Source organism: Paenibacillus sp. 1011MAR3C5 (assembly GCF_003591485.1).
Classification (GTDB): Bacteria; Bacillota; Bacilli; order Paenibacillales; family Paenibacillaceae; genus Pristimantibacillus.
Window position 1 is genome coordinate 35,370 of the sequence record NZ_QZCF01000007.1, and the last position, 20,235, is coordinate 55,604.

Consider the following 20,235-nt stretch of genomic DNA (forward strand, 5'->3'; position numbering starts at 1 on the left):
AGGATACGCTACAGCGGGGTGAGTCACAATTGAGGATCAATAAGTTTATAAGCGAGACGGGGTACTGCTCCCGGCGGGAAGCCGATAAGCTTGTCGAGAGCGGTAAAGTTACGATTAACGGCGTTAGAGCCGAGCTGGGCAGCCAGGCTGAGCAGGGCGATGATGTCCGGGTGAACGGCAAACGCATTGGCGCACATAAGCGGCATGTGTATATTGCCCTTAATAAGCCAGTAGGCATAACCAGCACAACTGAGCGGCATATTAGAGGGAATATCGTCGATTTCGTAGGGCATGCAGAGCGGATCTTCCCCATTGGCCGGTTGGACAAGGATTCGGAAGGGCTGATTCTGCTAACGAATGACGGCGATGTCGTGAATCCCATTCTGCGTTCCGAGGGAAAGCATGAGAAAGAATATATTGTAACGGTAGACAAACCGATTACGGAAGCCTTTGTAAGGGGAATGTCCCAAGGGGTTAAAATATTGGGCAGCATGACGCTCCCGTGCAAAGTGACAAGAGTGGCGGAGAGGACATTCCGAATCATCTTGACGGAGGGCCGCAACCGGCAAATTCGCAGAATGTGCGAGACGCTCGGCTTTCATGTCCGCCGTCTGAAACGAATCCGTGTCATGAACATTCGATTGGATGAGCTTCCGGTCGGCAAGTGGCGGGATTTAACGGAAGGCGAGCGCCGGGAGCTGTTCGGTATGCTCCATTATACGCCGCAATAATACGAGCGTATCGTATAGGAACGTGGAAAGCCGCCGGTGATAAAACCCGGCGGCTTTCTTTCGCTATGGATGCGAAGGCGGAGGTGCCTTCGCTATTCGACCTTCAACTGCTGCGGATTCGAAGCATTCACATAAGTGTGAATAATGGAGACTTCGACGCGGCGGTTTTTGGCTTTGTTTTCAGTCGACGTATTCTCCGCTACCGGATGATACTCGCCATAACCGATGGCGCTGAATCGCTTCGGCTCCAGGTCTTTGTTCTCCAGCATAATATCCATGAAGCGAACGGCGCGCATGGAGCTCAAATCCCAGTTGGAACGGAATTCGGCACGATTGACCGGCGTGTCATCGGTATGGCCGGCTACAACGATATCATACTTCGGATATTGTTGTAGCATCTTTGCAATCGCTGTCGCCAACTCCTTCGCTTCAGGCTTAACCGTTGCTTGGCCTGGTGCGAACAGCGCATTGTCGCTAATCGTAATAAGCAGCTGAGACATATTGAGCTTGGTCTCGAGATCGCTCATAAGGCCATTTTTGTCGATATAGTCATCGATCTTCTTCTTCAGATCCTCAAGCTCTGCTTCCTCGTGCTTGATTAACTCCTGAAGCTCGGATTCGGATAGCTTGCCTTCATCTTCATTGTTTTGCTCGTTTTCCATATCATCCGCGTCCTTATCGCTCTTATCCGGATCGGTGCCATGCTCGACCACGGAAGGCATATCCAGCACACCGCTGCCTGTGCTCAGCGCAATGCTGAAGGCCCGGGACATATCCTCGAACTTCTTCACGTCCACGGAGTTCATGGAATACAGAACGATGAACAAAGCGAGCAGAAGGGTCAGCAGGTCGGCGTATGGAATTAGCCAGGATTCATCTACATGCTCTTCATGTTCTTCATGCTTGCGCTTTTTGCTCAACGTCCCCTTCCTCCTTCTCTCTCAGCTTCTTCCGCTCTGTCGGTGTCAGGAAGACGGATAGTTTCTGATTAATAGCGATAGTAGAGACGCCCGACTGGATGGATAATAAGCCCTCCAGCATCATCAGACGAATTTGAATCTCCTGCTTGGAAATCCGTTTTAGCTTATTGGCAATTGGATGCCAAAGTACATAACCTGTAAAGATACCAAGCAGCGTTGCGATGAATGCGCCGGCGATTGCGTGAGCAAGCTTCTCCATCTCGCTCATATCGGACAATGCGGCTACCAGACCTACGACGGCTCCGAGTACACCGAGGGTAGGTGCGTATGTACCAGCTTGGGTAAAGATCAGGGCGCCTGCTTTATGGCGCTCTTCTGTCGCGGCGATGTCCTCGAGCAGTACATCGCGGACCAGATCCTGATCGTTGCCATCAATGATCATGCGCATTCCGTTGCGCAAGAAGGAATCTTCGATTTCTTCGACACGGGCTTCAAGCGCCAGCAAGCCTTCGCGGCGTGTAATGGAGGCCCATTCCATAAATTTGCCGATAAGCTCCTCGCGTGAAGTTAGCTTTTGCTCAGAGAATACAATCTTGAACAAGGCACCAACCTTCTTCAGCTCTGCCATCGGGAACGCAATCAAAACCGAGGCGCACGTACCGAGAATAATGATCATAAAGGCTGCGGGATTAAACAGAGCTGTCAGACTTGCTCCCTTTAGCACCATCCCGCCAAGCACAGCGATTAGACCTGCCACGATACCAATAATAGTTGAGTTCTTCATCATACACCCCGTCCATGTTATCAATAGTTTATGGTATAAGCAGACATTAGCGAAGCGTATGCCCGTCTCATATTTACCTATCGTGCGAAAACGAGCTTGGGCTTGTAGCATTAGCTTCAGCTGTTTACGTTTTAAATCCAGGCTACTAAGGACGTCGTCCCTTATAAAGCTGCCTGGATTTCTACACGAAACGAGCCTACGCCATTAGAAATGGCTTGGCCGTTTACGTTTTAAATCCAGGCTACTAAGGACGTCGTCCCTTATAAAGCTGCCCGGATTTCTACACGAAACGAGCCTGCGCCATTAGAAATGGCTTGGCCGTTTACGTTTGTCTACTTCTATTTATATCGTCAAAAGGGTATTCTGAGATTATAGTAAACAAAAGTGTTCACTAAATTTAAGGAGCTGTATGTCAGATGGGAGTTCGTCACGCGCGCGAATATGCGGATATATTGAAGGAATTGTCAGTTGCGGTGGGTGAAATCGAAAATAGCTACTCGTTCTTCGAGATGGAGCCGGAGGAATGGGAGGCGCTTGCCGCGGAGGAACGTCAAGAGGTGATGGAGGCTCTGGCCGACGATGTGTTTTTTGGCCTGGGTGAAGATCCCGTTATTGCCATCGGCGGCGGAGCGATTACGTATAATAGCAAGCATCATGTTATTGAAGTGTCGCAAGGCGACAATGTGATTCAAATTATTAGGCTTATTTGATTTCAATGCGAAATCCTTATAAGGCCAGACGCCTCCAGTTAAGAAAATATCCATGACGCGGAGAGCCGCATGGAGCACAGTTAGTCCTTGCCAACGGACAAACCGGCTGGATGGAATACCATGCAATGGCATTCGATCTCACCGCTTGGAGAGGGACGGAGATAGGTATCTTCGATGCGGAAGCCGGCTCGCTCGTATGCGCGTATAGCGCGTATATTCCAGCTCGCCACCTCCAGATCAATCTCGTGGTCCGGACAGCGGCGGAGCGCTTCTAAGGCTAGCGTGTGGACAAAGTGAGAGCCTAATCCTTGGCCTATTCGCTCAGGATGAAGTCCGAGGCCTAATCGGGTCACATTGCCCATGGGGAAGAACTGGACATAACCGACAAGCGACTGATGCTTGTCCAATACAACGGCATACTGGGAGGCACGGAGGACGGGATCGCCGAATTCGATCGCGTCCTTCTTCATGTTTTCCCATGCAGGCCAGTTGTAGCTGTCCCAAGGCGGCTCATAACGCCAATCGCATAGTGAGCGTGCGTGCACTTCGGACATGGCATGAATGGTCATTACCGGCTGGTTTGGTTTATAATAGAAGGTGTTGTGGTTATCGTATATCATAAACTTGATTATAGCAGATGGCGTCGATCGGGCGTAAGGACAGGGAGTCGGTTGGAATGAAGAAGCTGCTGTGGATGGGCTGCCTCTCGTATTTGGTTATTGGCATTGCGCATGTGGTCGGCGGAGCGTTGCTGGAGCAATTGATTGCCTATTACGGCATTACTTATAAAGACGGCGGGCAATGGATCATGAATCAATTCATTGGATTTCTGTTCGGTGTACTGCTGGCACCGGCTCTGACTAGCAGAGTCGGGAAGCGGGGGGCGGTTCTGATCGCCATGGCGCTGCTTACCTTGAGCGAAGCGGCATACAGCTTGCTGCTGCCATGGGGCTGGATGCTCGCCATTGCCCCAATAGCCGGCATCGGCTTTGGGATGACAGAAGCAATTGTAGGGGCAACCATTATCGATCATATGAAGGGAAAGGCATCGGCCATGAGCAGGCTGGAGACTTTCTTTGGAATCGGAGCTCTGCTCATCCCGGTTACGGCAGCATTGCTTATTCAGCAGCATGTATGGCAGCTTTCCTTTCCGATTCTTTCCGCGATGGCGGGCATTACCTTTGTCTTGTGGCTTACGATGTCCTTTGGAAGTCTGGACGACAGCTTAAGCCCGCCACAGCGGTCTGTCCCTGAACGGGAAGGCGGCCTTCAGCAAGCTGCAGCGCTGTCGAAGAATAGGACGCACGCCGGTAGGCTTGGTTATGCGCCAAGGTCAATTCCTTTTCTTGCCCTTAGCGCAGCATTCTTCATGATCTATGTCGGCATGGAGATGAGCTTTTCGAATTATTTGCCATCGATTCTCATATCGCAGACAGGAATGTCCGATTCAACCGCTACAGCTGCGCTTAGCCTGTTCTGGGGAACGATGGTGCTGGGAAGGCTGTTCGCGGGCATAATGGCTGACCGTATAGGCTATGCCAACTATTTGTTCATCACGACTGCCGCTGCGGCTGTTGTTTTTATCGGAATGATTGTCTTCCAGCAGCAGAGCCTGCTGCTTATATTAATCGCGCTGAGCGGATTATGCTTCTCCGGTGTGTTCGGCATCGCGCTCGTGTATGCCAATGGCATGCTGCCAGGCATGACAGAACGAACAACAAGCTTGCTGGTTGCCCTTGGGGGAGTGGGCGGAGCTGTATTCCCTCGGCTGACGGGCTGGTTCATGGATCGTTACTCGACAGGAACGACACTCTATTACTTCTCTGCTTTAGTGGTTGCCTTGCTTGCCGTATTGCTCGTACTTATTATGACAGGACGCAAGCAGTCGAATCGTATGAACGAAAAAGAGGTTGCCCCCTCCTAAGCGGGGCAACCTCTTTATTCTAATCATTACTTCTCAGCAGCAACGATAAACTTCTCAATTTGAGACTCATCCAGTATGCGAGCAGCTGTTACGTAGCGCGGCTTGTAGTAGGAGGAATCCAGCTTCTCGATAATTACGCCTTTGCTTGTCGAAGCATGAGCGAAGTTACCGTCTCCAACGTAGATGCCTACATGGGAGATTCCGCCGTTGTTTTTACCGCTAGTGTCGAAGAACACCAGATCGCCTGGTTGAAGGTCGGCTTTTGCGACTTTCGTGCCAGCGCCTGCTTGATCAGCCGATCTGCGCGGCAGATCGATGCCCATCTTGTTGAACACGTAGCTCGTAAATCCGGAGCAATCAAATCCTTTAGTTGTCGTTCCGCCGTAGGAATAACGTGTTCCGATCAATTCATCAATGAAGCCGTCCATCTTAGATGCGCTGGCGAATGCGCTTCCAGCCTGGAAAGCGAGCATAAGAACTAGGCCCGCCAAGATGATGCTGACTTTCTTCTTCAACTTGGTGAAGCTCCTTCCGGTGCCGACGAGGTTAGCTGTGGGGTTCGGTTGAAGGTTCCCTATGATCTCTCAGGCGCCCGGCGTGCCGTGCGTCAAGATCAATTCACCCAAAGTGGTTCCCCCGTTTCCCTGGCGGGAATTAGGCAATTTTTGTTTAAACATCTTTAACCAATATAATAAATGGAAAGTGTAGATTCGTGTTGAAAATGAGTAGATTTTAATAATACAAATCGAGATTTACACGTTAGCTTATTCTGCATAGACAATAATATAGAGATAAACATCATTTCAGCCAAGCTATGACACCCAAACTTGAGTGTATTTTCAATGGAATTTGTGTATTATAAATAGAAAACTATTTAACGGGAAAGGTTGGTCGCGATGGAGAGCGCTGTGGATCATAATAAGACATCATCCTCGAACTTTATTAAAAATATCGTTGTAGAAGATTTGAAGAGCGGCCGCGTGCAGGAAGTCATTACGCGCTTCCCGCCTGAGCCTAACGGTTATTTGCATATCGGACACGCCAAGTCGATCTGCCTGAATTTCGAGCTCGCCGACGAGTTCAAGGGCAAGACGAATCTGCGGTTTGACGACACGAATCCGGCGAAGGAAGATACGGAATATGTCGATGCCATCAAAGAAGATGTGCAATGGCTCGGATTCCAGTGGGATGAGCTCAGATTTGCTTCGGACTATTTTGAAGAATTGTATAACCGCGCTGTTCTTCTTATTAAGAAAGGCAAGGCGTATGTATGCGATCTGACAGCCGAACAAACCCGCGAGCTCAGAGGAACGCTGACGGAGCCGGGCAAAGACAGCCCGTATCGCAACCGCAGCGTCGAGGAGAACCTGGACTTGTTTGCGCGTATGCGCGCCGGCGAATTCAAGGAAGGCGAGCGGGTGCTGCGCGCCAAGATCGACATGGCATCCCCGAATATTACGATGCGCGATCCTGTCCTGTACCGGATCTCCCATGCTCATCATCATCGTACGGGCAGCGAATGGCATATCTATCCGATGTACGATTACGCTCATCCGCTCAGCGACGCGATCGAGGGCGTATCGCATTCGATTTGTACGCTTGAATTCGAGGATCACAGACCGCTCTACGATTGGGCGATTGCCGAATGCGAGATGGAGTCGCAGCCGCGTCAATACGAATTTGCTCGTCTGAATGTGACGAATACGGTGATGAGCAAGCGCTACTTGAAGCAGCTGGTGGATGAGGGAGTTGTCGAAGGCTGGGACGATCCGCGTATGCCGACGATCAGCGGCATGCGCCGCAAGGGCTTTACGCCAGAGGCGATCCGCACATTCTGCCGCGAGATTGGCATAGCGAAGAGCAACAGCGTTGTAGATGAGCGGAACCTGGAGCATTTTATCCGGGAGGATCTGAAGCTGAAGGCGCTTCGCACGATGGCGGTGCTTCGCCCGCTTAAGGTGGTCATTACGAACTATCCGGAAGGACAAACGGAGCTTCTGGATGCGGAGAATAATGCGGAGAACGAAGAGATGGGCATTCGCCAAATCCCGTTCTCGCGTGAAATCTATATCGAGCGCGACGACTTTATGGAGAACCCTCCTAGCAAGTACTTCCGCTTGTTCCCTGGCAATGAAGTGCGCCTGAAGCATGCGTATTTCATTACGTGCCAGGATGTGATCAAGGATGAGAACGGCGAGGTCGTGGAGCTGCACTGCACGTACGATCAGGCGACGAAGAGCGGCAGCGGCTTCAATGCCCGCAAGGTGAAGGGAACGATTCACTGGGTGGAAGCCTCGCAAGCGATCCCAGCCGACTTCCGCTTGTTCGAACCGCTCATTCTGGATGAGTCCAATGAAGAGGATACCTCGTTCCTGGAGCGGATTAATCCGAATTCCATGCAGGTGGAGCGCGGATTTGTAGAACCGAACATGAAAGAAGCGAAGGGCGGCGACAAATTCCAGTTTTTCCGCCACGGCTACTTCAATGTCGATCCGAAGGACACGACAGCCGAGAAACTGATTTTCAACCGCATCGTTTCTTTGAAGAGCTCATTCGATCCTGCCAAGGCCTAACGGAACTCGCTTCGGCTAGGCAACAGCCTAACAGCCTGTCAAGCATTCCGCTTGGCAGGCTGTTGTTCGTTAAGAAAGGGGCCTGGACATGCCGGATAAGCTTCGCAACAGTGTCGTTCTGGCAGGCGGACAAAGCAGCCGGATGGGGCAGGACAAGGCGCTTCTACCCATAGAAGGAGAGCCGCTGCTAACCCGCTTGGTCCGCCAATTGACGGGGGTATCGGAATGCGTGACGATAGCAACCGGCACAGCGAGACGGGCCGAGAGTTATCGCGAAGCGCTGGAGGGCCTGCCATTTGCGACCACCATTCAATTTGCAGAGGATATATACCCGGGTGAAGGCCCGTTAGCAGGGTTGCATGCAGGACTTTGCACCGTCCAGGAAGAAGGATATGTGTTGGTGACCGCCTGCGATATGCCGGATATCTCCCTGTCGCTGCTTCAGAGATTGCTTGAGGCCAGGTCAGGCGGCTCCGATGCGATCTATGTGCGGGGACAGCCGTTCCATGCCCTCTATCACACTCGCGTAACCACTTTGCTGGAAGAAGCGCTGGAGCAGAGGAATCTGCGTGTTATGGGCTTTCTTGGCGGGTTGAGCACTACAGTTTTGCAGCAGGAGATCGATTGTTCAGAGCCTGTGACGGGACTGTCCAATTTGAACACGCAAGAGGAGTACCACAATTATTTGAATAGAATGCGGAGAGATGGATCATGAGCACACCTACTTATGACATTCAGGATGCCAGGCCCGAAGACTTGGAGCGGATTGTAGACATTTATAATTCGACTATAGCAGGCCGCACAGTAACGGCGGACCTAGACCCAGTAACGTCCGAGAGCCGTCGGGTGTGGTTCGATGCACATTCGCCAGAGAAGCATCCGATCTGGGTGGTGCGAATGGAGGATGGCAGCATTGGCGCCTGGATGAGCTTCCAAGCCTTCTATGGCCGGCCTGCCTATCAGGCTACCGCGGAGATCAGCATCTATATCGCGGAGGAGCAGCGTGCCAAGGGGCTAGGCTCCTTCCTCGTGGAGCGGGCGCTCGCGGAATGCCCGAGACTTGGCCTGACCACGTTGCTTGGATTCGTCTTCGGCCATAATGAACCGAGTTTGCGGCTGCTCCGCAAATTCGGATTCCTCCAGTACGGACTTCTGCCCCGGGTAGCGACACTTGACGGTATAGAACGTGATCTTGTCATTATGGGCCGAAGAGTGGACGCTGTGTAACAGCCGGATGGCAAGCGGAAGGGGTGATCGATGTCAAGCTCTATCGAAAGGCTTTCAGCACGCATATCGGCTTTAATGTGGCTGTGACGCTGCTTGCTGTTCTCTATGCCTTGATCATGCTGAATTTGTTGTTTTTCCGCGACCGTTCCATGATGGACGGCTACGCGTACAATTTCGTCCCGTTCGATACAATCCAGCGTTATGTGGTATACCGCAATCATTTTAACTTCGACACCTGGTTCAAAAACCTGTTCGGCAATTTGGTTCTGTTTATCCCCATCGGCATGTTTCTTCCGCTCTTGAATACGCGCTTTCGGAGCAGCTTGATGCTGATTGGAGCTACCGTTATCATTATTGGCGTCATTGAGACAGCCCAGATGCTGCTGCGGGTAGGCAGCTTTGATATTGACGATATTATATTGAACACGGCCGGCGCCTGGATTGGTTTGCTGCTGACCCGGCCATTCATGAGGAGAGAGAAGCAATGAGCAAATATTGGAGTCCGCTGGCCGGATCGCTCGAGCCCTATGTGCCTGGCGAGCAGCCAAAGGACAAATCGTATATCAAGCTGAATACGAATGAGAATCCGTACCCGCCTTCTCCCAAGGCGATTGAAGCGATCACATCCGCTGCGGATAGCGATCTCAGGCTCTACCCTGACCCGACCTGCGATATTCTGGTGAAGGAAGCGGCCCGTTATTACGGACTGACGGAGAAGCAGGTGTTTGTCGGCAATGGCTCCGATGAGGTGCTGGCGTTCGCATTTGCCGCTTTTTTTGACCCGGCGAAACCGGTCTTATTCCCTGACATTACATACAGCTTCTACAAGGTTTACGCCAAAATGTACGGCTTGCAGCCTAAGCTTATTCCGGTAGATGAAGACTTCGCGATTCCGCTGGAGCAATTTGCGAGCAATGAGGAGCATACCGGCATTATCCTGCCGAATCCGAATGCGCCTACGGCGAAGCTGCTGCCGCTCTCCGATCTGGCGTCGCTGCTGGAGCGGAATCCGGACCGCGTCGTCATAATTGACGAGGCCTATATCGACTTCGGCGGAGAATCAGCGGTGAAGCTTATTCCGCGCTATCCAAACCTGCTTGTCATCCAGACGTTGTCGAAGTCCAGATCGCTTGCAGGCTTGCGCGTAGGCATGGCCTTCGGATCGGAGGAGCTGATTGAAGGGTTGGACCGGATCAAAAACTCATTTAATTCCTATACGCTGGATAGACTGGCCCTCTATGGGGCGGTAGCCTCTTTGCAGGACGAAGCGTACTTCCGCGAAACGACTGACAAGGTCATTCAGACGCGTGAGCGAGTGGCTGCAGAGGTGGCCCGTTTAGGGTTCAAGCTGACCGATTCCAAAGCGAATTTCCTCTTTATCTCGCATCCGGCCATAACGGCGAAGGAGCTGTTCCTGCGGCTTCGCGAGAAGGGAATATTGGTTCGATATTTCGCCTCCCCGCGTATTGATCAATATTTGCGTGTGAGCATTGGAACCGATGAGGAGATGGATGTCTTCCTATCTGCATTGGAAGAAAGTGTAAGAGAGCTGTCTTAATAGTCCGACGAGAGCAAAAAAGGGTGCCGCTACAGCCAGACAACTGGCCAAGCGGCACCCTTTGTTTCATAAGCTTAGGGTTATTCGTAGATAACACCTGCATAATACTCAATGACATCGCGAAGCACCATGAAAAATTCCCCGTTCGTCATCGCAGTCTGATCCGTAATCTGGTTGATCGTCTCTTGCTTCAGCCAACCGTTATTCAAGAACTCATCCAGCGTTAGCGATTTTGCTTTTTCATTATCCATTGCGTTGGCAATGGTTTTGACCGCTTGATCGAGCGTCAGCTTCTGCTCGGTCGGTGTACCCACTCCAGCAATAGCTACGGACGGGTCCCCGTGGAAATCGTCTGAATGCTGCTTCTTCACGCGGTTCATACTGTAGACAATGCGCTGCATGTTGGACTTGCCATCGAGATCGTAAGCCATATTATCATGATTGCCGCTGGTCATAAGCATACTGACAGCTGCTACCAGACCCTTATACGCTTTATGCTTCACATAATAAGGCGTCTCGAAAGCATTCATTGTAAGCTCCATGCCTTGCTTGGTCAATCTGTCGCGAAGCTCCGCAATCAGCTCAGTCGACTTTGACAGCTCACGGAAGGTCATGTTGTTCTCTGCCGCCATCTTGGCGGCCAGTCCTGCTGCTTCTGCAGTCGCCATTCCGAGCGGGATGACGCGCGCGCTGCCATGCGGCAGCGAATCAAAGCTTGCTGCGCGGCCCACTACGAGCAGTCCGTCTACCTTCTGCGGAACCAAGGTACGGAACGGTACGCCGTATTGAAGCGGCGAATACAGGACAAAGCCGGTATCTGTATTGCTGGTTGCTTGAATATCGACGTCATACGAGCCATAGGCTACGGCGTCCCAATGGTCGCGATTCGCCATCAAGTCAGCCATGGTGAGACGATACTCCCCTTGAATATGTCTCGACTCGCGTACATACAGCTCATCGAATGTATAAGCAAGCTCCAGGTTCTTAAATTCAGCGTACGTATCCTTCAAGTATTGTACGATGCGCGGCGCCTCTGCGCGGCCTAGCTCAATGGCAGATTGCAGGCTTGCCGGATCGAGCGGATCGATTCCGAAGAGATGCATCGCATTAATGAGTATCGTATCGTCGTTCTGGCGTCCGACATTGAGGCCGCGAAGCTTGACTCGCTCGGGATCGCTGGATACATAGTTCGCGGCATCATGGAAGCCCCAGGCGCTCATCGAATCAATATCCGTATTTGGAATCTTGTCGAAGGAATCCCAAACCTCTTGCGTCACGCCCTTTAGTGCAAAGACAAGTGTGACAGCCATCTGCGCATCGGGATCGCCAATGTCTGAGCGGCCCTGCGTGAACGGAGCGCCCGCTGCGGCCGCAAGATCGCCATCCTGCGTAGCGTCGATAACGGAAGGCGCCGTAATGTCCAGGCTCGTCCCATCGTCCTTCACAATCCGGAGACCCTTAACGGTCTGATTGCCGTCTGTACCCGGCTCAACAAGCGGCTCCATCGACTGTGTTTTCATCAGCAGGTCAATATTGTCTTCAGCCTTGACCATGCTGTAGAAAGCGTTGGCGGCGGTATTCACATCGAAGGAGGTGCCTTCGACTTTGTCGTACCATTCCTGGAAGATGCCTTTGTTCAGGAAATTGTGCTTGCCCGGAACGGTAGACTTCTTCGGTGAATAGTTCAAGTCGAGCGTATTCAGACCGCCGACCGTCATGAGCCCGCCCAGAATCTCGCGGTTCTTGCCATCAACGAGTAGAACGCTTAGGCCATTCCTTGCCGCGGAGATGGCGGCGGCGACCCCTTCGGGATCGGTGCCGGCCACAATGACATCATAGCTGTCCCGAACCTCCTGAATATATTGAACCTCCGCGAGCTCCTGCCGCTTGTTGGTGTTGACCGTATCATTGGAGCGCAGCCATGCATAGCCGGCCGCAGCGGTAACACCCAGGACGAGTACAATCGATGTAGCGGCAAGGATCGTTTTTTTCTTGGAAACGGCGGGCGCTTCGTCCGAAAGCTGAAGCCCTTGGCGCGACACATTGCCGAACAGTACCCACGAAAACGGTACAAAACGCGAGACCAGCGCAACGGTGAACCACGATGCCACAAGCATAATGACCCAGCTTCCGAAGTAGCTGATATGCTCCATCCATGCCGCGCCGAAGCTTGGCATATAGCGATCGTACAGCATCAGGTACAGGAGGTGGATCAAATAAATGCCGAACGAGAGCTGTCCCAGCCTGTACAAGACCTTCGAGATCCATCTTGGCATATGCCGGAAGATAAAGAACGATAGGCTGATGACAACCAGCGCGGCGAAGAAGGAATGGAAATTCCATAAGAACTCGTAGAGCATCCCATGATAGCGTGTTCCGTAAGCGCGCGCGTTAAAATAGATGTTCACATGATATAACGCTACTCCCAGCCAGATGCCAACAAGCAGAATCCAGAAGAGGATGCGGCCGATCGATACGTTTTCCTTCGTCATCGCAAGCCAGCGCTTTATTTTTGGGAAGAAGACGCCCATAAAGGCTCCTGCGAAGAAAAACGAGAAATACGATGGCGCGAGGCTGCCCTTGTTCGACAGCTGCCAATCGTAGAAATTGAAATAAACGAATATCCATTGCAGAATGAAGCCCGCCGGCACGAAGCCGTAAACGATACGCGGCCAGCGCTTGGCTGCCCATAAGACGAGCGGGAACAACAGATAGAACTGAATGCTGATGTAGACAAAATATAAGTGTGAATAAGCTTTGCCATTCACAAGCTTATCGAGAAACTCTTTCAACGCATCTATATTCCATAGAGGCAGATTGTTGGCCCATTTAATATAAATAAAATAGACAGCTGAAAAAATAATGTAAGGGATGATGATGTAGAGCAGCCGCTTCTTATAGAAGCTTGCGATGAGCTTGCTATCCAGCGGCCGGTTGTAATAACTGTAGAACAATACAAAGCTGCTTAGCAGAATAAATGTCGGCGTGCCGTATTTCATGAAGATATTAATAAAATTATAGAAGAAGAAATAGGCCGATTCTTTCATGTAGACGGTGGCTGCGGCGCTTGCATGCACAGACAGCACGCCGATAATCGCAATAGCTCGTACTAGTTGCAACTCGGGGATATGCTCTTTTTTTACATTCGATTGATTGGTCATGATCCTACCTTTCCTCTTGCCGGTATTGGGGGCCAAATCGTTTAAATGGTATCACTATCCTATGGGAAGATGCAAGATGAAGAGGTTTCAAATATGGGAACGACACGGAAAGGCAAATGGTTGCATCCTCACCATAAAAGAACGGCGGCTGCCCATAAGGGCGCCGCCGCCTTACATCTGCTTATCTGTTTATTGTTCCTTATCGAAAGTCTCAATCAGCTCCCTTGCCCGTTCGATCTCTTTCTTCGGCACATGAATCCGTTTCAGCGTACTTCCTTCAAAGGTAATTTTGGATTTGATGCCATGGCTCTTGAACAACGCCTGAAGCCGGTCAATCACATCGGCTCTTGAGCCAGTTTCCGTGCGCACCGCTACCCAACGATTGCCGAACAAACCCACCGTTTTCACCTCCTATTCCGCGCTGTATCTCGCGCTTGATTGGAGACTCCCTTCATATATATTCGGGGTCATGATTCGCTCATGACTGCGATGGGTAAAATTATAATAAGCTCGCGATGGTGCATGGTGCATAAGCGAACGCCGTCTTTCGCAACCTAATAAGGGAAACGGGCCGTATTGCGCTTGACAACATCAACTGTAATGGATATTATTACAGTATAAAGCAGGGAGGCCCGCTTACCGTGAACAGTGAATTTACAATTGCCGTACACAGTCTCGTCTACTTGGCTTATTTGCCGGAGAAGATGGCAAGCAGCGATATGATCTCCGATAATGTGCGTACGCATTCCGCCCGTGTCCGCAAGGTGATGAGCGCATTGCGCAAAGGCGGCTTTGTCGAAACCCGGGAAGGCTCGGGAGGCGGCTACCGTCTGACGCTTGACCCGGATTCTGTTACGCTGGCAGACATCTACCGTGTCATGGCTCAAGGCTCGCTCATACCGAGCTGGTGCTCCGGCAGTCCAGAGATGGATTGCGTTGTGGGCTCCAATATGAATCAGGTCATGTTCGGCATCTTTTGCCAGGCGGAGAAACAACTCGAAGAGCACTTCAGAGGCATTACCATCAGCGATGTCCTGAAGCAAATCCATGCCTGCTAACAGAGGTTGTTCAAAAAGTCGTTTATTGATCACGAACCGGCTTTTTGAACACGAACAAACAGCTTATCCTGGTGAGACGGGACTTCCCTTTATCATAAATCATGTCTTAGAGAGGATGATTGACAATGGCAGCAGTAGCATTGACAAAAGATAACTTTACACAAAGCGTAGAGAGCGGCGTATCCTTGGTAGACTTCTGGGCTCCATGGTGCGGACCTTGCAAAATGCAGCTACCTATCGTAGAAGAGCTTGCTGGCGAACTTTCCGGCCAAGCGACTATCGCAAAAATCAACGTGGATGAAGAGCCTGAGCTTGCTTCCCAATTCGGCGTCATGAGCATTCCGACGCTGATCCTGTTCAAAGACGGCCAGCCTGTAGACAAAATGGTCGGTTTGCAAAGCAAAGACGCCCTGAAAAACAAAATCTCCAACCAATTGTAAGATTAACGATCTCTATAAGCATGGAGGTCTGGAACGCCACCGTACTAGCAGCGCACAGCTGCCGGATCGGTGGCGTTTTTTTTATTTTCCATTTACTTATATATCCTGCAACCGATTGACAGGCAGCTTCGTTATAAGTATGAATAAATTAACATTTTGTCAGGAGGGACGAAGATGAGCGTGCGAATCAGGAAGACTTTGGCGTTAAGCCTCGCAACCGCATTGCTGGCAGGGCTAATCAGTGTGCCTGTTGCATATGCCGACAATGAAGCTGGCAAAACAGCAACGAAAGATCTGGCTTCAGGCAATACGGCTTCCAGCGAAGCGGATGGCAAGGATGATCAAGCCATGGAAAAGGGTTCCATTGATAAAGCTCAGGCAGAGAAGCTTCTCAGACAATACATAAACATTCCAAGCGATTATAAGCTTCAGAGCTCTAACAGTTCGTCTATAAAGAAGCACAAGGGTTCATCTCCTGTATGGGGGATGGAATTTGTGAAGACAGTGAACGGCAAGCGTCAGGGATCGATCTATGCCTCTATTGACGCCGACAGCGGCCAGTTGCTCAGCTTCGAATCGTATACGAATCAGGCTAACGCAAAGCCTGTTTATCCGCTTAAAGTGAATCGCGAGGCGGCGCAGAAGCTAGCTGCAGATTTCATTAGTGAGATCGCCGCTGACTATACGTCCCAAGTAACATTTAATACGGATGCTGGGGTCCATGTCCTGCCTCCTCTATCGGGCGAGGTGCGTCATGAGCTTCGTTACGACCGGATGGTGAACGGCATTCCTTATATCGACAACTATATCCAGCTATCGATCGATAGCGAGGGCCATGTTCTTCAGTTCAGGCTGGAGTGGGATGATACGATTGTATTCCCTGCTTCGGTTAAGCCGATCTCTCAGGAGGAAGCATCTGCGAGCATCCGCAAGCATGCTGTTCCAGAGCTGGCTTACTTTATTCCGTATTCGGGACAGAAGAAAGAACCTGTCTTATATTATGGCGTGCAGCCGGTCGTTATTAACGCGGAGACAGGCGGGCAACTGCCTGGAAACGGATATTCGGCGTACAATCGCCAAGAAGTGTCGAAGGAGCCGTTGTCAGCCGAGCCGCTTGCTAAGCCTCCTCTGCCTGTAACGCTCACCCAAGAAGAGGCGGCTGCTGCCGTAGAGAAGGCGTTTGCGCTGGCGCAGGAATACAAGCTGCAGAATGCCAGCTTCAGTGAATACGTCAATGAAGCCGACAAGTCGAGCACTAGATGGAATCTGGAGTGGAGCGCGAAGAAAGACGGCAAGGATATTGGCTTTGTCCATGCCAGCGTTGATGGCCGTACAGGAGCGATTTCGGAATTCTACAGTTATCAGAACGGAAAAGGCGGCGAAGCGGCGGAAGGCGGCATCACGCTGGATAAGGCGGTCGAGCGCGCAATTGACATCGTCAAGAAGCAGCTGCCGTGGCAGACACATGAGATTTATCTCCAGAAGCCCGCGGAGGATCGCTATAAGGATCGTACGCCAGAGGAAATTGGATCCTACTATATTACGTTTGTCCGCAAGGTTCACGGCGCTACAGTGACATATGACCATATCTCGGTAGCTATACATGCCATGACGGGAGCGGTGGAGAACTATAGCGCGAATTTGTCAGATTATGCGTACCCGGAGCAAGCTCCCAAAACAGTCGACAGAAACGTGATTTTGGATCGCTTCGAAGAATATTACAACATAGGGCTGACATACCGGCTGTTCTCCGAATACCGATTGAATGGTGAGCCGATTCCAGTCGAGAAATACCAGACTTTGCTTGCAGCAGGCCTGGATGACACGGAGGAGATTACACAGCAATCGAAGGTGGAGCTGGTCTATCAGCAGATGTCTAAGCCACGCCCTGAAAACGTAGTGCTCGATGCGATAACCGGAGAATGGCGCAGCAATGAGACGGGCGAGCCGACTCAATTGGAGATTCCGAAAGCGACGGATGCGGAAGGCCATTGGGCAGAGGAGTCGCTTGGACTCATGGTCGCTTATAAGGCTTTGGACCTAGTCGAGGGCAAAGTGCGTCCGAACGAAGCGATCACTCGCGGCGAGCTGATCAAGATGCTGGTGCTGGCCCGCAGCGGCGGTCGACAGTTTGCATACGACACGGCTTCTGAAGCTGGTTTGAGCAAAGCTTCCTTCAATGATGTGGCAGCGGATTCTGCTTACTTTGCTTATGTAGAGAGCGCTTTGCAGCAGAACCTGATCGATCTTGGGGACGGCTCGTTCAATCCCGATGCCAAAGTCTCCAGGGATGAGATGGCAGAGCTGATTGTAAGAGCACTGGGCTACAATTCTCTGGCCGACTACGACCATATCTTCAAAGCAAACTTCAAGGACAGCAAGGATATAGCGAATACGGGGCAAGCCGCAATCGTTGTCGGTCTCCGCATTATGAATTTGACAGACGGAAAGTTCCTGCCGAAGAAGCAGGTGACTAGAGCAGAGGCTTCCATTGCGTTCTTCCGTTACTTGCAGAAACGGGCGGAACTGCAAGAAGCTCCGCTTCGAATGTAGGCGGAATAGAGGCGGGAGAGAGGGCGATTCGCATGAAGCGGATCGCCTCTTTTTATGCGTCTTGAATTTTCCCCCTATTTTAGAGAAATGTACCCCTGAAGGTCATAGGAATGTCCCCCCCGTAATTAGAGGAATGTCCCCCCGAAAACGCCCTCCAAGCCGTTGACGACCCAGTAGATATGTCCTAACATTTTGAGTGTAGGGCAAACGAATTCCGGTCCAATGATCCGGCTGAGGTCCTAATAACACTAAGGGGGATTTTCGAAGTGAAGAAATCAGCATTGACTATCGTAAGCTTGCTTCTCGTGATGACAATGTTCCTTGCTGCTTGCGGCGGCAATAAGAACAACTCAACAGGCGGCGCAAGCAACACGCCTTCAAACACGCCATCTGAAACACAAGAGCCATCCAAAGAACCAGACCCTGTTAACCTCCGTGTATTCTCCACATTCGGCGGCACTGACGCAGCTCGCGAAGCTTTCCAAAAAGCGCTTGACGAGTTCACGGCTGCTAACCCGCATGTGAAAATCGAAAACGACACTATGTCCGCAAACGATGACGGCTTCAGAACAAAAGTAAATACAGATATGACAAGCGGCAATGAGCCGGACCTTCTGTTCTACTTCATCGGCACTGACGCTTCTGAAATTATCAAATCCGAAAAGGTTGTTCCATTGGACGAAGTCCTGGACGCTGACCCAGAGTGGAAGAACGGTTTCGCTCCAGCGGCTCTTGAATTCGCTAAGCATGAAGACGGCAAAACATACGCAATTCCTTTGACAGGTTTCTTTGAAGGTCTGCTTGTGAACAAAAAGATCTTCGCTGACAATGGCATCGAGCTTCCAACGGATTGGGAGAAAATGAAAGCAGCTGTAACAGCTCTTAAAGCTAAAAACATCATTCCTTTGTCCGGTCCATTCGACCAATCCCACTACCTGCTTGAGCACTTCATTCTGGCAGCGGCTGGTTCTGAAAGCCAAAACAAAGGTCTGAAAGACGCTGTAGATCCAAACTGGGCTAAAGGCCTAGAAGCGATGAAAGAACTGTATGATCTTGGTGCATTCCCAGAGGACGCTGCAACAATCGATCTTGGTATGGCAGCGAACTACTACTCCGAAGGTCTGGCAGCTATGGTCCTTGAAGGATCGTGGGCAATCGGCGGTCTGTCCGACGAGACTAAAGCGAACACAACTGTTCTTCCTTTCCCTGCAATCCCAGGTGGAGCAGGTACTGGCAAAGACGTAGTAGGCGGCTTCGGTACTGGTTTCTACGTATCCAAAGCAACTTATGACGACGCTGCTAAGAAAGAAGCTGCAGTCGCATTGCTTAAACACCTGACTTCGCCAGCTACAATTAAAAACATTGCTGAAGCTAACGGCGGTACGCCTGCAGCTGCTGGTGTTGAGCCAGAAGGCGTGACACAAGCTGTTCTTGACGGATTCAAAATGGTATCGGAAGCTTCTTCCGTCAATTCGCCAATCGACTCCAAAGTTACGCAAGAAACGTTCTCCGAGCTTCGCGCTAACGTTCAGCCTGTCGTAACAGGCAAGAAAACAGCGGCTGAAGCGATTGATGCGGCTAAGAAAATCGAAGACGCAGCTAAGTAAGAATCGTTTCTAACGAGTAGTGTTGCATGAGAAACAATGATAGCCGCCGCCCCTCTGACTCAAGGGCGGCGTCATCATTTCTGAAAAATAAACATCAAAGGTGATAAATGATGAAGGGCGATCGTAAGTATATCGTGATGTTTCTGTTGCCGGCGGCAGCATTCATGTCAGTGTTTCTGTACTATCCGTTCTTTAAAAGCTTGTTCCTGAGCTTCTTCAGAACAAAAGGGTTTACGACAAGAACGTATGTCGGCTTCGATAACTATATCCGTATGTTCTCAGACAATTTGCTTGGCGCCGCCACCCTTCATACATTGGAATTAATGTTTTATGTTATCGTGTTCCAAGTGGGTATTGCGCTGTTCTTGGCAGTCTTAGTCGACAACATTACTTGGGGCAAGGGCTTTTTCAGAACCGTATTTTTCTTCCCGGTCGTTATTTCGGGTACCGCTATTGCATTGTTATTTGTACTGTTCTACAACTTCCAATTTGGATTGCTTAATACCATATTGCAAAATTTCGGCTTCTCCAAAGTCAATTGGCTGAGCGAAAGCATGGCGCTCAAAGCTGTAGCCATTCCAACGGTATGGCATTATGTTGGTTTCTATTTCGTACTATTCCTTACCGCTATGTCTAAGATTCCATCCGACTTTTATGAAGCGGCTAAGCTGGAAGGGATCACCGGCGTAAAGAAAACGTTCATGCTGACCATTCCGCTTATTATGAGCGATATCAAGGTTGTCATTACGTTAGCGATTACGGGCACGCTCAAAGTGTTCGAATTCATTTACGTATTGTCCAGAGGCCAGAACGGAACGGAAGTACTCGGTACTTATATGTATAAGAAAGCGATGGTCGATCAGAACTTTGGTTATGGTTCGACAATTGCAATCTACATCGTAGTATTCGGCGTACTCTTGTCGCTGCTCGCCAACCGTCTTATGAAAAGAGATGAAATCACATACTAAGCTGGTATTAGGGGTGTACGT

Annotated in this window: 19 protein-coding genes and 1 riboswitch; of the genes, 13 read left to right on the forward strand and 6 right to left on the reverse strand. The window is 50.7% G+C overall.

Annotated elements, in window-relative coordinates; translation table 11 throughout:
- The first annotated feature begins 29 nt into the window (after positions 1–29).
- Complete coding sequence (rluF, locus tag D3P07_RS20255) at positions 30–731, forward strand: 23S rRNA pseudouridine(2604) synthase RluF (RefSeq protein ID WP_119802082.1); 702 nt, start codon at positions 30–32, stop codon at positions 729–731.
- Between the two features lie 92 nt (positions 732–823).
- On the opposite strand, the gene D3P07_RS20260 is transcribed toward rluF, so the two are convergent.
- Both D3P07_RS20260 and motA read right to left on the reverse strand, forming a co-directional pair.
- Positions 824–1,651 (reverse strand): flagellar motor protein MotB, encoded by an 828-nt coding sequence (locus D3P07_RS20260; protein WP_119802083.1) that lies wholly within the window; start codon positions 1,649–1,651, stop codon positions 824–826.
- On the reverse strand, positions 1,629–2,435 hold the full coding sequence (gene motA, locus D3P07_RS20265; RefSeq protein ID WP_119802084.1) for a flagellar motor stator protein MotA: 807 nt from the start codon (positions 2,433–2,435) through the stop codon (positions 1,629–1,631). Before motA ends, D3P07_RS20260 begins: the two co-directional genes overlap by 23 nt.
- 416 nt (positions 2,436–2,851) lie before the next feature.
- Between motA and D3P07_RS20270 the strand changes: the two genes are divergently transcribed.
- Complete coding sequence (locus D3P07_RS20270) at positions 2,852–3,145, forward strand: hypothetical protein (protein WP_119802085.1); 294 nt, start codon at positions 2,852–2,854, stop codon at positions 3,143–3,145.
- An 80-nt stretch (positions 3,146–3,225) separates the two neighbouring features.
- Here D3P07_RS20270 and D3P07_RS20275 read toward each other — a convergent pair whose 3' ends face one another.
- Entirely contained in the window at positions 3,226–3,714 is a 489-nt protein-coding gene (locus tag D3P07_RS20275; protein WP_119802086.1) for a GNAT family N-acetyltransferase, read from the reverse strand.
- A 107-nt stretch (positions 3,715–3,821) separates the two neighbouring features.
- Here D3P07_RS20275 and D3P07_RS20280 point away from each other — a divergent pair, with 107 nt between their 5' ends.
- Positions 3,822–5,069, forward strand: a complete 1,248-nt coding sequence (locus D3P07_RS20280) for an MFS transporter (protein ID WP_119802087.1) — start codon at positions 3,822–3,824, stop codon at positions 5,067–5,069.
- A 26-nt stretch (positions 5,070–5,095) separates the two neighbouring features.
- Here the strand turns inward: D3P07_RS20280 and D3P07_RS20285 are convergent, their stop codons facing one another.
- Positions 5,096–5,584, reverse strand: a complete 489-nt coding sequence (locus D3P07_RS20285; protein WP_119802088.1) for a C40 family peptidase — start codon at positions 5,582–5,584, stop codon at positions 5,096–5,098.
- A gap of 5 nt (positions 5,585–5,589) precedes the next feature.
- Positions 5,590–5,740: riboswitch (cyclic di-AMP (ydaO/yuaA leader) on the reverse strand.
- Between the two features lie 225 nt (positions 5,741–5,965).
- Here D3P07_RS20285 and D3P07_RS20290 point away from each other — a divergent pair.
- The 5 genes from D3P07_RS20290 to hisC all read left to right on the forward strand — a co-directional run bounded on the left by D3P07_RS20290 (position 5,966) and on the right by hisC (position 10,427).
- Positions 5,966–7,642, forward strand: coding sequence for a glutamine--tRNA ligase/YqeY domain fusion protein (locus D3P07_RS20290; protein ID WP_119802089.1), 1,677 nt, complete (start codon positions 5,966–5,968; stop codon positions 7,640–7,642).
- 88 nt (positions 7,643–7,730) lie between these two features.
- Positions 7,731–8,357 carry a molybdenum cofactor guanylyltransferase gene (gene mobA / locus D3P07_RS20295; RefSeq protein WP_119802090.1) on the forward strand — a complete coding sequence of 209 codons (627 nt, stop codon included), beginning with the start codon at positions 7,731–7,733 and terminating at the stop codon, positions 8,355–8,357.
- A complete protein-coding gene (locus D3P07_RS20300; protein WP_397334612.1) occupies positions 8,351–8,869 on the forward strand; it encodes a GNAT family N-acetyltransferase in 519 nt (172 codons plus the stop codon). The genes mobA and D3P07_RS20300 overlap by 7 nt, the downstream gene beginning before the upstream one ends.
- 23 nt (positions 8,870–8,892) lie before the next feature.
- Complete coding sequence (locus tag D3P07_RS20305) at positions 8,893–9,357, forward strand: VanZ family protein (protein ID WP_119802092.1); 465 nt, start codon at positions 8,893–8,895, stop codon at positions 9,355–9,357.
- On the forward strand, positions 9,354–10,427 hold the full coding sequence (hisC, locus tag D3P07_RS20310) for a histidinol-phosphate transaminase (protein WP_119802093.1): 1,074 nt from the start codon (positions 9,354–9,356) through the stop codon (positions 10,425–10,427). Before D3P07_RS20305 ends, hisC begins: the two co-directional genes overlap by 4 nt.
- A gap of 80 nt (positions 10,428–10,507) precedes the next feature.
- On the opposite strand, the gene D3P07_RS20315 is transcribed toward hisC, so the two are convergent.
- Positions 10,508–13,588: an FAD-dependent oxidoreductase gene (locus D3P07_RS20315; RefSeq protein ID WP_259391615.1), complete on the reverse strand. Its 3,081-nt coding sequence runs from the start codon at positions 13,586–13,588 to the stop codon at positions 10,508–10,510.
- A 189-nt stretch (positions 13,589–13,777) separates the two neighbouring features.
- Positions 13,778–13,987, reverse strand: coding sequence for a hypothetical protein (locus D3P07_RS20320; RefSeq protein ID WP_119802094.1), 210 nt, complete (start codon positions 13,985–13,987; stop codon positions 13,778–13,780).
- Positions 13,988–14,229: 242 nt separating this feature from the next.
- Here D3P07_RS20320 and D3P07_RS20325 point away from each other — a divergent pair, with 242 nt between their 5' ends.
- From D3P07_RS20325 to D3P07_RS20345, 5 genes are all read left to right on the forward strand, one after another.
- Positions 14,230–14,646 carry an RrF2 family transcriptional regulator gene (locus tag D3P07_RS20325; RefSeq protein WP_119802095.1) on the forward strand — a complete coding sequence of 139 codons (417 nt, stop codon included), beginning with the start codon at positions 14,230–14,232 and terminating at the stop codon, positions 14,644–14,646.
- A gap of 125 nt (positions 14,647–14,771) precedes the next feature.
- Positions 14,772–15,086: a thioredoxin gene (trxA, locus tag D3P07_RS20330; RefSeq protein WP_119802096.1), complete on the forward strand. Its 315-nt coding sequence runs from the start codon at positions 14,772–14,774 to the stop codon at positions 15,084–15,086.
- Between the two features lie 174 nt (positions 15,087–15,260).
- The gene (locus tag D3P07_RS20335) at positions 15,261–17,639 is read left to right on the forward strand and encodes an S-layer homology domain-containing protein (protein ID WP_119802097.1); all 2,379 of its coding nucleotides are present in this window, start codon (positions 15,261–15,263) and stop codon (positions 17,637–17,639) included.
- Between the two features lie 266 nt (positions 17,640–17,905).
- Complete coding sequence (locus D3P07_RS20340; protein ID WP_119802098.1) at positions 17,906–19,246, forward strand: ABC transporter substrate-binding protein; 1,341 nt, start codon at positions 17,906–17,908, stop codon at positions 19,244–19,246.
- Between the two features lie 107 nt (positions 19,247–19,353).
- Complete coding sequence (locus D3P07_RS20345) at positions 19,354–20,214, forward strand: carbohydrate ABC transporter permease (RefSeq protein ID WP_259391616.1); 861 nt, start codon at positions 19,354–19,356, stop codon at positions 20,212–20,214.
- Positions 20,215–20,235 lie beyond the last annotated feature (21 nt).

Excerpts from the sequence above, each read along its gene's own strand:
- D3P07_RS20280 (WP_119802087.1), top strand. The coding sequence starts at position 3,822 with ATGAAGAAGCTGCTGTGGATGGGCTGCCTCTCGTATTTGGTTATTGGC.
- D3P07_RS20270 (WP_119802085.1), top strand. The coding sequence starts at position 2,852 with ATGGGAGTTCGTCACGCGCGCGAATATGCGGATATATTGAAGGAATTG.
- D3P07_RS20290 (WP_119802089.1), top strand. The coding sequence starts at position 5,966 with ATGGAGAGCGCTGTGGATCATAATAAGACATCATCCTCGAACTTTATT.
- hisC (WP_119802093.1), top strand. The coding sequence starts at position 9,354 with ATGAGCAAATATTGGAGTCCGCTGGCCGGATCGCTCGAGCCCTATGTG.
- trxA (WP_119802096.1), top strand. The coding sequence starts at position 14,772 with ATGGCAGCAGTAGCATTGACAAAAGATAACTTTACACAAAGCGTAGAG.
- D3P07_RS20315 (WP_259391615.1), bottom strand. The coding sequence starts at position 13,588 with ATGACCAATCAATCGAATGTAAAAAAAGAGCATATCCCCGAGTTGCAA.
- D3P07_RS20335 (WP_119802097.1), top strand. The coding sequence starts at position 15,261 with ATGAGCGTGCGAATCAGGAAGACTTTGGCGTTAAGCCTCGCAACCGCA.
- D3P07_RS20275 (WP_119802086.1), bottom strand. The coding sequence starts at position 3,714 with ATGACCATTCATGCCATGTCCGAAGTGCACGCACGCTCACTATGCGAT.
- motA (WP_119802084.1), bottom strand. The coding sequence starts at position 2,435 with ATGAAGAACTCAACTATTATTGGTATCGTGGCAGGTCTAATCGCTGTG.
- mobA (WP_119802090.1), top strand. The coding sequence starts at position 7,731 with ATGCCGGATAAGCTTCGCAACAGTGTCGTTCTGGCAGGCGGACAAAGC.
- D3P07_RS20345 (WP_259391616.1), top strand. The coding sequence starts at position 19,354 with ATGATGAAGGGCGATCGTAAGTATATCGTGATGTTTCTGTTGCCGGCG.